Source organism: Streptomyces sp. NPDC029138 (assembly GCF_055564375.1).
The window spans coordinates 59,680-70,629 of the sequence record NZ_JBVHWM010000056.1; the positions used below are offsets into that span (position 1 = coordinate 59,680).

The window sequence follows — 10,950 nt, forward strand, 5'->3', positions numbered from 1 at the left end:
CGGCAACGCCGTGTTGACTCCAGGAACCAGGCCCGTTCGCCCCGGTCCCGGGCGAGCAGGGGTAGTAGTCCGTCAGCTGGAGGCTTCCCGTGACCGAGACCCGCGCCTTTCGTATCGCCGCCATTCCCGGCGACGGAGTCGGCAAAGAAGTCGTCACCGCAGGCCGAGCCGTGCTGGACGCGCTGGCCGAGGACTCCCACGGAGCATTCACCTTCGACTGGCGGGAATTCCCCTGGGGCTGCGACCACTACCAGCGCACCGGCAAAATGATCGACGACGACGGCCTGGAGCGGCTCAAGGACTTCGACGCCATCTACTTCGGCGCCGTCGGCTGGCCCACCGTCCCCGACCACATCAGCCTGTGGGGACTGCGCCTGAAGATCTGCCAGAACTTCGACCAGTGGGCCAACGTCCGCCCCGTCCACTTCCTGCCCGGCATCACCAGCCCCCTGCGCAAGGCCGACACCACCGAACTGGACTGGGTCGTCGTCCGCGAGAACAGCGAAGGCGAATACGCCGGCCTCGGCGGCCGCAACCTCTCCGGCCGCGGGCACGGCGGTGAAATCGCCGTCCAGTCCGCCCTGTTCACCGAAGTCGGCTGCGAACGCATCATGCGCTTCGCCTTCGACCTGGCCCGCACCCGCACCCGCCCCAAGGTCTCCTCGGTCACCAAGAGCAACGCCCAGCAGTACGGCATGGTCCTGTGGGACGACGTCTTCCAGCGCGTCGCCGCCGACTACCCCGACGTGGAAACCGAGAGCGTTCTGGTCGACGCCATGTCAGCCAAATTCGTCCTCCACCCCGAGGACCTCTCCGTCGTCGTCGCGTCCAACCTCAACGCCGACATCCTCTCCGACCTCGGCAGCGCCCTGGCCGGCAGCCTCGGCCTCGCCGCCAGCGCCAACCTCAACCCCGAACGCCGCTTCCCCAGCATGTTCGAACCCGTCCACGGCTCCGCCCCGGACATCGCCGGGCAGGGCTTGGCCAACCCCATCGGCGCGGTCGGCAGCGCCGCACTCATGCTGGACCACCTCGGCCTGCCCGAGCAGGCAGCACGCCTGCACAAGGCCATCGAGAAGACCACCGGCGCCGGCATCCTCACCCGCGACGTCGCAGGCACCGCCTCCACCGACGACGTCACCAACGCTCTCATCGACGCCTTGGCAGGCTGACCCCCTTCAGCGCCCTCCAGATCCGACCGGACCGCACCCACGTCGCACCGGCGATCCGGGCAGCCACTCCATCGCGGCCCACCCCGCCGGGTCCCCGGACACACCGAGGACCCGGCACGTCCCCACCAGACGTCGCCGCTCCCGCCTGGCCGGCCAGAGAAACCCGGCGAGAACACGCACCGATCCCACGCAGCGGCTCGCCCGACGATGCGCATCACCATCGCCACGGACCTCAGGCAAGGTGCACGGTGCCGAGGCCCGCCGGTCTGTCAACCGATCGGTGAGACCTGGGGCGCCCCTGGGTCAGCAGCGTGTCCCCCAGGCCAACAGAAAGACACAAAAGCCCAGTTCGGCGAGGCGGAGACGGGCAACCTCGACCTTCACGCCGGTGGCGCCGATGGCCTCTTCGACCAGACCGACCACGCTGTACAGGTGCGTACCGATCAGGGCGTACCAGCTCCGGTTGGGGCGCAGGTCAGCGAAATCGGCGGGCACCAAACACGCAGCGGCAGCCCGGACAGCGTCTGCCGTCAGTCGATACGTGCGTCACCGGCGGTGAACGTCATCTCCATGGCGGCAGACATGAGATGCCTCCTGTCCGGGGCGGGCGGACGACCGCCTGGCCGACGCTTCTGGCCCGGCCCGCAGCACGATAGCCGTAGTACATCCCGGCATTCATCGAAGTGAGGCCCGTGAGGTGCGGGCCGAGGGCATCACCGCCCCCTTCGAGTTGGACGACATCTCCCTCACGCTGCAGAACGAGCGAACCGGCCCGCCACCCGCGCAAAAAAGCGACTCCAACTCGTCTGCCCAGCCTGGGCTTCACCCTTGGAATGCCGGTGCCTGATGGGGTGTTGGCCTGCACACGCGAAGGGGTGAGCAGCCGCCGTGGACCGTGTCGGATGAGCTGTGGGCACGGATCGAGCCGTTGCTGCCGGACGTCGCCGCCCCACGCACGGCCCAATGAGCCACCCGCCACGTAGGACACGGTCTTTACTGCAAGGCCCCTTGGCCGTCGTCATCAAGAGATGACCATGGAGACCAGGCAGGCGCGCACTCTTCCGCGGGAGCCGATCGCCGTACTACCGGGGACCGAGGTCGCCGGAGTGCGCGAACAGCGCCAGCTGATCTCGGATCCAGGGGTTGAACGCCAGCAGCTGGCCCTGTATCCAGAGGTCGGGGCGCTGCTTCGCGGCCTGGCCGCCGTCCAGGCTGTTGGTCGTCGTGTCCGCGGTCGCGGAGAGCCGGGCAGGAGTGTTCCCGCCATCGGGAAGATCGGCCGCCGCCGCGGAGCCGCCGGTGGCGAGGAGCGTGCCTGCGACGCATACCGCGGAGACGCTCGCGGTCGCGATACGCCGCATGAGCTTGTTCATGGTCTTTCCTCCTTGCAGCGTCCGCCGCTCCATGGCGGAGACGGCGGACCTGCCTTCCTTCAGACGCTGCCACGCTACGCTTCCGACATATGGTTGAACAATAAATTAGCTCGGTGAAGGAAATCACCTGATCTTGAGGAATGGGTGGGCGATGCCCTGAAGGAGCTGAGTGCGGAATCGTGCGGTTGGCGCGGCAGGGGGTGTCTCCATGTCCTTCGTCAAGCCCGGGTCCCATTTCTTTACATCTATTGACTGTAATAGAACGGCCCTCTAACGTCTGATGCGGACGGAACGTGACCAGAAGGCGCGGAGCACGCAAAGGTCGGCTGCCCAGGAGTGGCCGACCGCAGCGGCCCGTTCCTCGAGGAGGTCGGGAACCGCACTGCCCGGGGCGAGGTCGAGACATCGACGAGACCTGGTTCTGGGGCATCTGTGTTCGACGATTCGGCGAGGAAGATCGCCGAGAGCGTGCGCGACACGGTCGGGTCGCCGACGTAGAAGTCGACGAACCGGAACACCTCACAACCGTCGACGGCCCGAACCGGCTTCTCGCCACCCGGCGGCGGAGAGCACAGCACACCCCGCACCGCTTCGCGAGCGGGCGGAAAGGAACACCCTCATGTCGAAGATCTTCAAGTGGACCACCGCAACAGGCGTGGCCGCCGCCGTGGCCCTGACCATGAGCGCATGCAGCGCCACCCCGCCGGGCGGGGGGCCCTCCGGGGACGAGGGGCACGGTGGCGGCAAGCAGGTCCGGGTGGCTTTCGTCCCCAAACTCGTCGGCATCCCCTACTTCACCGCCATGCAGAAGGGCGGCGAGCAGGCCGCCAAGGACCTGGGGGTGAAGTTCCTCTACCAGGGCCCCTCCACCGGCGACTCCGCCGCCCAGATCCAGGTCATGGACGGCCTGATCTCCCAGCACGTCGACGCGATCGCGGTCGCCCCCAACGATCCGGCCGCCATCGCGCCTGTGATCAAGCGCGCCAAGGCCGCCGGCATCAAGGTGTTCACCACTGACACCGACGCGCCCACCAGCGAGCGACAGGTCTTCGTCCAGCAGGCCACCGACACGGCCATCGGAGACGCCCTGGTGGATTCCCTGGCCGAGCAGACGGGCGGCAAGGGCAAGTGGGCCATCGTCTCCTGCGGGCCCACGGCGCAGAATCTCAACGCCTGGATCAAGGAGCAGAAGGCCTACACCAAGAAGAAGTACCCGGACATGGAGCTGGTCGGCGTCAAGTACGCGGGCGAGGACCAGGACAAGGCCGCGAGTATCGCCAAAGACCTGATGACGGCCAACCCGGACCTGAAGGGCCTGGTCGGCGAGTGCACCACCTCAGCGCCGGGCGTCGCTCAGGCGATCGCCGACGCCGGCAAGACCGGCAAGGTCTTCTCCACCGGCATCGCCACCCCCACGGCAATGGAGAAGTACGTCAAGAGCGGGGCCATGGCCAAGGTCGTCCTGTGGAACCCCACCGACCTCGGCTACCTGACCGTGTGGGCGGGCAAGCAGTTGGCCGACGGAAAGAGCCTGAACGCCACTGACGCCGGTGACATCAAGGGCATCCGCTACCAGGAGGCGCTCAGGACGCTACTGCTGGGCGAGCCGCTTGTCTTCGACAAGTCCAACATCAGCCAGTACGCGGGAAAGTTCTGACATGGCATCCGCTCCCCTCACGGTGGGCGACGCCAGGGACGACAGCGGCCCCGAGCCGCTGCTGTCCCTGCGCGGGATCGAGAAGCGCTACCACGGCGTCCAGGCCCTGCGCGGCGTGGACTTCGAGATACGTCCAGGCGAAGTCCACGCCCTGCTGGGCTCCAACGGTGCCGGCAAGTCCACCCTCATCAAGGTCATCGCCGGAGCGATCCAGCCCGACGGCGGCGACATCCGGCGGAAGGGCCGGCCGGTCCGCATCACCGGGACCCAGTCAGCCTTCACCCTCGGCATCGCGACGGTTTACCAGGAACCTCAGACTTTCCCTGAGCTGTCGGTGCTGGAGAACGTCTTTGCGGGCCGTGAACTGCGCACCCGCGCCGGCGGCGTCGACTGGGCCGCACAGCGGCGGCGGGTGCGTGAGCTGCTCACCGGCCTGCGCCTGGACCCCGAACTGGCCGACACCCGCATGGGGGACCTGACGGTGGGCCAGCAGCAGCTGGTCTCCATCGCCAAGGCACTCGCGCACCAAGCAGAGATCCTGATCTTCGACGAGCCGTCGGCGATCCTGTCCGACCAGGAGACCCAGGACCTGTTCGAGGTCATCGGGCGGCTGCGGGCGGACGGCGTCGGCATCGTCTACATCAGCCACCGGCTCGGCGAGATCTTCGCCATCGCCGACCGTGCCACAGTGATGCGCGACGGGCAGGTCGTTTCCGCCTCTCCCGTCAGCGAGCTGACCGAACAAGCCATCGTCCGCCTGATGGCCGGCCGTGTGCCGTCCGCAGTGAGCGACGCGCCGCGACCCGCGCCCGGCGAGCCGGTCCTCGAAGTGAAACGGCTCCGTCGCACTGGCGCCTTCCACGACGTGGACCTCACTCTCCGCGCGGGCGAGGTCGTCGGCCTGTACGGCCTCATCGGGTCCGGCACCAACGAGGTCGCCGAGTCCCTGTACGGCATCACCCCCGCCGACAGCGGTGAGGTGCGGCTGCACGGAAAGCCCGTCACCGTACGCTCTCCGGGCGAGGCCGGGAAGCTCGGCATCGCCCTGCTGCCCCGAGACCGCAAGGTCCAGGGTGTCTTCGGCCCGCAGAGCATCGCCTACAACATCTCCATCGCGCACCTCGGCCTGCTGCGTCGGTTCGGCATCGTGGTGGACCGGCGACGCGAGAGGTCCATGGCCGAGGGCTTCTTGAGGCAGTTGGCCATCAAGGCACCCACCGTGGACACACCCGCCAACGCCCTGTCCGGGGGCAACGCCCAAAAGGTGGTGCTGTCCCGCCAGCTCGTGCGACGCCCCGACCTGCTCCTGCTCGAGGAGCCCACTCAGGGCGTGGACGTGGCCGCCAAGGCCGAGATCCACCGCATCATCCTCGACCTGGCCGCCGAGGGAACCGCGGTGGTCGTCGTCAGCACCGACCTTCCCGAGGTCGCGGCGCTGGCCGACCGCATCGTGGTGATGCAGGACGGCGCCGTGCGCCGTACCTTCCTCAGGGGCGCGGACTCCGCCGACGTCCTGCGAGCCGCCATCGGCACCGCGGAGCAGGAGAACGAAGCAGCATGACCTTCATCCAGACCCCTCCCGCCGCCATCGCCGGCAAGGGGAGGCCCAGCGCACTGAGGCGCTTCCTGCGCGGCAACGAGGTCGGCCTGATCGGCGTGCTCGTGATCCTGTGGCTGACTCTCGGACTGACATACGATCCCTTTTTCACCGGCGGCAACGTCGCGAACATCCTGCGCGAGATCGCTCAGACAGGAATCGTCGGCGTCGGCATGACCATGGTGATCATCACCGGCGGCATCGACGTGTCCGCAGGTTCGGCCCTGGCCGTCTGCGCCGTCCTCGTCGGCCAGTCCATGGCATCCGGTCATCCCGCCGTGGTCTCCGTGCTGATCGGCCTGGTGGCCGGAACGCTTGCCGGACTCGTCAACGGCCTGCTCGTCGCCTACGGCCGGATCCATCCCATCATCGTCACCTTCGGCACGCTCAACCTGTTCCGGTTCATCTCCTTCCAACTCGCCGGCGGGGACTGGGTCACCGGACTGCCCCCGACCCTGCACGGGCTCGGGGTGGGCACCCTGCTCGGCGTCCCCGTCGCCTGGTGGCTCACCATGGTCCTCGCGCTCGCGGGAGGCTACTACCTGCGCCATCGGCCCACCGGCCGGCACCTGTACGCACTGGGCAACAACGCCGAGACGGCGCGGCTTTCCGGTGTGCGGACCACCCGCCGCCAACTCGCGGTCTACACCGTGACGGGCCTCCTCGTGGGCATCGCCGCCCTGGTGTTCGTCGGCCGCAACGGCGGGGTCCAGACGAACGTCGGGACCGGCTTCGAACTTCAGGTCATCGCCGCCGTGGTGCTCGGCGGCACCAGCGTCCTCGGCGGCAAGGGCACGGTCCTGGGAACCCTGCTGGGTGCCCTGCTGGTCGGCACCGTCCGCAACGCACTGATCATCATCGGCGTACCGGCCCTCCTGGAAGGACTCTTCCTGGGCCTGCTCATCGTCGTCGCCGTGAGCGTCGACGTCCTGCGCCAGCGAAGGAGGGCGGCAGCATGAGCACCCCGACCACGACGACACCCTCGCCGGCCACACCGTCCGCGACCGTCCGCACCAACCCGGTGGCCGCGGCACTGCGCCGAATCCTGATCGACCGAAGCCTGCTGCTGGCACTGCTGCTCATCGCGGTTCTGCTGGTCTTCGGCGCCACGGTTCCGTACTTCTTCACCTTCGCCAACCTCTCGGGCAGCACGGCCTACGCCGTGGAGGTCGGACTCCTCGCCCTCGCCGAGTCCATCGTCATCCTCACCGGCCGGGGAGCCATCGACCTGTCCGTGGGTTCGATGGTCAGCCTCGCCGGCATGCTGTTCGGCCTGGCCGCAACCCGCTGGCACCTCGGACTCGCGGGCGGCGTGGCGGTAGCGCTGCTGTCGGGGCTGGCGATGGGCGCGGTGAACGGATTCCTCATCGCGCGCATGCGGTTCCCCGCGCTCATCGTCACACTCGCCACGCTCTATGCGTTCGGCGCGGTCCCGCTGGTGCTCACCGACACCGTCCCGATCTCCGAACTGCCCTCCGGGCTGTACGGACTCACCCAGTACCTCGCCGGCATCCCCATGCAGGTGTTCGTCATCTATCTGCCCGTCATCCTCGTCGTCTGGTTCGCCCTGAACCGGACCGGCTTCGGCCGACGGCTCTACGCGGTGGGCACGAACGACATCGCCGCTCAGTTCGCGGGCCTGGACGTCGCACGGACCCGCTTCTGGGCGTACACCCTCTCAGGCCTGCTTTCCGGCCTGACCGCCATCGTCGCCACGGCCCGTTTCGCCAGCGCCCGTCCGGACGCCGGCGTGGGCATGGAACTCATGGCGATCACCATCGCGGTGCTCGGCGGCGTGGCCATCAACGGCGGCGAGGGCAAAGTCTCGGGCGTCGTGCTCGCCACCTTCACGGTCACCGTCATCAACAACGCCATCAGCGTGGCCAACTTCCCGGCCATCTGGCAGGTCGGCGCGCTCGGCGCCATCCTGCTGCTCGCCGCGCTGCTCAACTCCACCGCCCGTCGGGTCTTCGGAGGCGGCGGATGAGCCGGCCCGCCGGAGACCACCCGTCTTCGTCCGAAAGGGGGACGCGATGAGCGCGCTGCTCCTCGGCATCGACATCGGCACCTCCAGTTCCAAAGGCGTCCTGACCCGGCCGGACGGCACCGTGGTAGCCCAGGCGCACGTGCCGCACGCGGTCTCCTCGCCGCACCCGGGGTGGGCGGAGCAGGACGCCGAAAGGGTGTGGTGGACCGATGTGGTGGAACTGTGCCGGCGATTGCTGCCCGGCGCCGACGCATCCGTGGCCGCGGTGTGCGTCAGCGGCATCGGCCCCTGCCTGCTCCCGGTCGACACCGCCGGCCGTCCCCTGCGCCCGGCGATCCTGTACGGCGTCGACACCCGCGCGACCCGCGAGATCGGTGAACTCACCCGGCGCTACGGCGAGGAGTCGATGCTGCGCCGTGGCGGCTCGATCCTCACTTCCCAGGCGGTCGGCCCGAAGCTCGCCTGGCTGCGCCGCAACGAGCCGGAGGTCTACGCCCGCACGGACCGCTTCCTCATGGCCTCCTCCTACGCGGTGGAGCGGCTGACCGGCGAGTACATTCTGGACCACCACTCGGCCAGCCAGTGCGACCCGTTGTACGACCTGCACACCGCGAGCTGGATCGAAGAGATCGCGGCCGAGGTGGCCCCTGGGGTTCGGCTGCCCCGGCTGCTGTGGAGCGGCGAGGTAGCGGGGCGTGTCACCGCCGAGGCGGCGCGGGAGACCGGTATCCCGGTCGGCACACCCGTCGCCGCGGGCACCATCGACGCCTGGGCGGAGGCGCTCAGCGTGGGGGTCAGGGAGCCCGGCGACTGCATGCTGATGTACGGGACGACCATGTTCCTGCTTGAGGTCCTGGACCGGCCGGTCGTCGATCGGCGGCTGTGGGCGACCCGCGGTGTCACTCCCGGTACCGCCAACCTGGCCGGCGGCATGGCCACCTCCGGGGCGGTCACCGACTGGCTGCGGAGGCTGACGGGCGGTCGCTTCGAGGAGCTCACCGCCGAGGCCGCGGAAGTCCCAGCCGGATCGGAAGCGCTGGTCATGCTGCCGTACTTCGCCGGCGAGCGGACGCCGCTGTTCGACCCGGACGCCCGCGGTGCGGTGCTGGGGCTCACTCTCCAGCACGGCCGCGCCCACCTGTACCGCGCGGCCCTGGAAGCGACCGCGTACGCCGTACTGCACCACCTGGAGGTGATGGACGAGGCGGGCGCGGCACCCTCCCGGCTGATCGCGGTCGGCGGCGGCACCACCGGAGACCTGTGGACGCAGATCGTCTCCGACGTCACCGGACGCGTCCAGAACCTGCCGGAACAGCGCATCGGCGCCAGCTACGGCGACGCCCTCCTGGCCGCCCGCGCCGTCGGACTCGCCGACGAGGCGACAACCTGGGCCACCATCGGCCGCACGGTCCGGCCGCGCGCCGAAAACCGGGCTGTTTACCAGGAGTTGTACACGATCTACCGGGAACTCTACCCGGCGACCCGTCAGCAGGCCCACCGGCTGGCGGAGCACCAGCGCGGTATCGCACCGGCACCGGATACGAACTCCTCCACTCCACCAGCGGCGGGCGGCTCCGTCGTGGGCTGACAGTGTCTGTGCTCGGCGGGCGGAACCGCGTGCCACTTCGACGGGCCGTACGCAACGCCTCAAGGGCCGAAGGCGCGGGTCCGGCGCGAAAGCCGACGATGCGGGACGAGCGTCTCCTCGGCCGTGCACTCGGCCGTCGCCGGCACGAGATCCATCTTGCGACCAAGTTCGGCCTTGACTTCTCGGACGACGGGCGGCCCGGCCCCCTGGACGGCAGGCCGGAACATGTTCGCCGCGCCGTCGAGCGGTCACTACGGCACTTGAACACAGACGTCATCGACCTCTACTACATGCATCGGGTCGACCCGAACACTCCGATCGAGGAAACGATCGGAGGCATGGCCGAGCTCGTGGCGGCGGGAAAAGTGCGCTACATAGGTCTGTCAGAAGTCTCCGCGGCGACGATCCGGCGTGCCCACAAGGTGCACCCGCTGACCGCGGTGCAGTCGGAGATGTCTCTCTTCAGCCGTGATCTCCTGCACAACGGGATCAAGGAGACGCTGGACGAGCTGGGCATCGGTCTGGTGGCCTACTCGCCGATACGACGCGGCTTCCTGTCCGGCTCCATTCGCAGCGTGGACGACCTCGACCCCGATGACTCGCGCCGGGGACTTCCCCGTTTCTCCGCGGAGAACATCGCGGCCAACCTGGCCCTGGTCGAGCATGTCCGCGGTATCGCCGAGAAGCGGGGGGCGACGCCGGCTCAGGTCGCGCTGGCGTGGGTGGCCGCGCAAGGCGCGGTCCCCATCCCCGGGACCAAGCGGTGGAGCTTCGTCGCGGAGAACGCAACGGCCGCCGAGATCGAGCTGACGCCGGAGGAACTGTCATCTCTGGAGACCGTGATCCAACCGGACGCGGTCAGCGGCGCGCGGTACACCCCGCAGCAGCTGGCCTCCACCAACCGTTGACCATCCGGGTGCGACCCACCGTGCCCGTATCGGCACACCGACGATGACGGTTGCGAGGGGGCGGCGCTGTGCGGCGCCCCCTCGCACACCAGCGCGCGCTCTTCCGTGGCGGCCGCTCAAGGGTACGAGGGACACCTGGACGTCTACCTGGGCGCGGTACGCCGCGGGCCCGCCGACGACGCCGGTGACCAGGAGGTTGTTGGCCCAGTCCGGTGAGCCCTCCCCCGATGACCATCAGGGCGGGGTCGAAGAAGCTGATCAGCCCTGCGATGACCTGACCGGTACGTCTTCCTCCCCAGCGGTGGCGGGAGTGACCCCGAAGGGCAAGTGGAACGACTACGAGATCCGCGCGGTCGGGCAGCACTACACGATCATCCGCAACGGTGTGGTGATCAACGAGTTCGACAACACGCCCGGCAAGTCGTCGTCCCGGGCGGGTGACCCGCCCACGGACCTGCGTCAGTTCCTCAGCGGGTACCTCGTGTTGCAGAACCACAGCAACAACGACCTGATCGAGTTCCGCAACATCCGGGTGCGGAACCTGTAGTCGCACGGCGGCCGGTGCCGGGGGGGGGGGGGGAGGGGGGGGGGAGAGGGGGGGGGGGGGGGGGGGGGGGGGGAGGGAGGGGGGGGGGGGGGGGAAGGGGGAGGGGGGGGGGGTGGGGGCG

General features: G+C 69.1%; 10 protein-coding genes. 8 read left to right on the forward strand and 2 right to left on the reverse strand.

Going from position 1 to position 10,950, the window contains the following annotated elements; all coding sequences use genetic code 11:
- Window positions 1-89: 89 nt before the first annotated feature.
- Complete coding sequence (locus tag ACZ4WH_RS32495) at window positions 90-1,172, forward strand: tartrate dehydrogenase (RefSeq protein WP_468187582.1); 1,083 nt, start codon at window positions 90-92, stop codon at window positions 1,170-1,172.
- Between the two features lie 303 nt (window positions 1,173-1,475).
- On the opposite strand, the gene ACZ4WH_RS32500 is transcribed toward ACZ4WH_RS32495, so the two are convergent.
- Both ACZ4WH_RS32500 and ACZ4WH_RS32505 read right to left on the reverse strand, forming a co-directional pair.
- The gene (locus ACZ4WH_RS32500; protein WP_468187584.1) at window positions 1,476-1,670 is read right to left on the reverse strand and encodes a hypothetical protein; all 195 of its coding nucleotides are present in this window, start codon (window positions 1,668-1,670) and stop codon (window positions 1,476-1,478) included.
- 584 nt (window positions 1,671-2,254) lie between these two features.
- The gene (locus ACZ4WH_RS32505; protein WP_468187586.1) at window positions 2,255-2,545 is read right to left on the reverse strand and encodes a hypothetical protein; all 291 of its coding nucleotides are present in this window, start codon (window positions 2,543-2,545) and stop codon (window positions 2,255-2,257) included.
- Between the two features lie 619 nt (window positions 2,546-3,164).
- On the opposite strand from ACZ4WH_RS32505, the gene ACZ4WH_RS32510 reads away from it, so the two are divergent.
- The 7 genes from ACZ4WH_RS32510 (at window position 3,165) to ACZ4WH_RS32540 (ending at window position 10,829) form a co-directional block, all read left to right on the forward strand.
- Complete coding sequence (locus ACZ4WH_RS32510; RefSeq protein WP_468187588.1) at window positions 3,165-4,202, forward strand: autoinducer 2 ABC transporter substrate-binding protein; 1,038 nt, start codon at window positions 3,165-3,167, stop codon at window positions 4,200-4,202.
- 1 nt (window position 4,203) lies between these two features.
- A complete protein-coding gene (locus tag ACZ4WH_RS32515) occupies window positions 4,204-5,763 on the forward strand; it encodes a sugar ABC transporter ATP-binding protein (protein ID WP_468187590.1) in 1,560 nt (519 codons plus the stop codon).
- Complete coding sequence (locus tag ACZ4WH_RS32520; RefSeq protein WP_468187592.1) at window positions 5,760-6,758, forward strand: ABC transporter permease; 999 nt, start codon at window positions 5,760-5,762, stop codon at window positions 6,756-6,758. The genes ACZ4WH_RS32515 and ACZ4WH_RS32520 overlap by 4 nt, the downstream gene beginning before the upstream one ends.
- Complete coding sequence (locus ACZ4WH_RS32525; protein ID WP_468187594.1) at window positions 6,755-7,786, forward strand: ABC transporter permease; 1,032 nt, start codon at window positions 6,755-6,757, stop codon at window positions 7,784-7,786. Before ACZ4WH_RS32520 ends, ACZ4WH_RS32525 begins: the two co-directional genes overlap by 4 nt.
- 46 nt (window positions 7,787-7,832) lie before the next feature.
- Complete coding sequence (locus tag ACZ4WH_RS32530; protein WP_468187596.1) at window positions 7,833-9,374, forward strand: FGGY-family carbohydrate kinase; 1,542 nt, start codon at window positions 7,833-7,835, stop codon at window positions 9,372-9,374.
- Window positions 9,375-9,472: 98 nt separating this feature from the next.
- Window positions 9,473-10,282 carry an aldo/keto reductase gene (locus ACZ4WH_RS32535; RefSeq protein ID WP_468187597.1) on the forward strand — a complete coding sequence of 270 codons (810 nt, stop codon included), beginning with the start codon at window positions 9,473-9,475 and terminating at the stop codon, window positions 10,280-10,282.
- Window positions 10,283-10,583: 301 nt separating this feature from the next.
- Entirely contained in the window at window positions 10,584-10,829 is a 246-nt protein-coding gene (locus tag ACZ4WH_RS32540; RefSeq protein WP_468187599.1) for a 3-keto-disaccharide hydrolase, read from the forward strand.
- Window positions 10,830-10,950: the final 121 nt, after the last annotated feature.

Coding starts and splice junctions, on each gene's coding strand:
- ACZ4WH_RS32525 (WP_468187594.1), top strand. CDS start 6,755: ATGAGCACCCCGACCACGACGACACCCTCGCCGGCCACACCGTCCGCG.
- ACZ4WH_RS32520 (WP_468187592.1), top strand. CDS start 5,760: ATGACCTTCATCCAGACCCCTCCCGCCGCCATCGCCGGCAAGGGGAGG.
- ACZ4WH_RS32510 (WP_468187588.1), top strand. CDS start 3,165: ATGTCGAAGATCTTCAAGTGGACCACCGCAACAGGCGTGGCCGCCGCC.
- ACZ4WH_RS32535 (WP_468187597.1), top strand. CDS start 9,473: ATGCGGGACGAGCGTCTCCTCGGCCGTGCACTCGGCCGTCGCCGGCAC.
- ACZ4WH_RS32515 (WP_468187590.1), top strand. CDS start 4,204: ATGGCATCCGCTCCCCTCACGGTGGGCGACGCCAGGGACGACAGCGGC.
- ACZ4WH_RS32530 (WP_468187596.1), top strand. CDS start 7,833: ATGAGCGCGCTGCTCCTCGGCATCGACATCGGCACCTCCAGTTCCAAA.
- ACZ4WH_RS32505 (WP_468187586.1), bottom strand. CDS start 2,545: ATGAACAAGCTCATGCGGCGTATCGCGACCGCGAGCGTCTCCGCGGTA.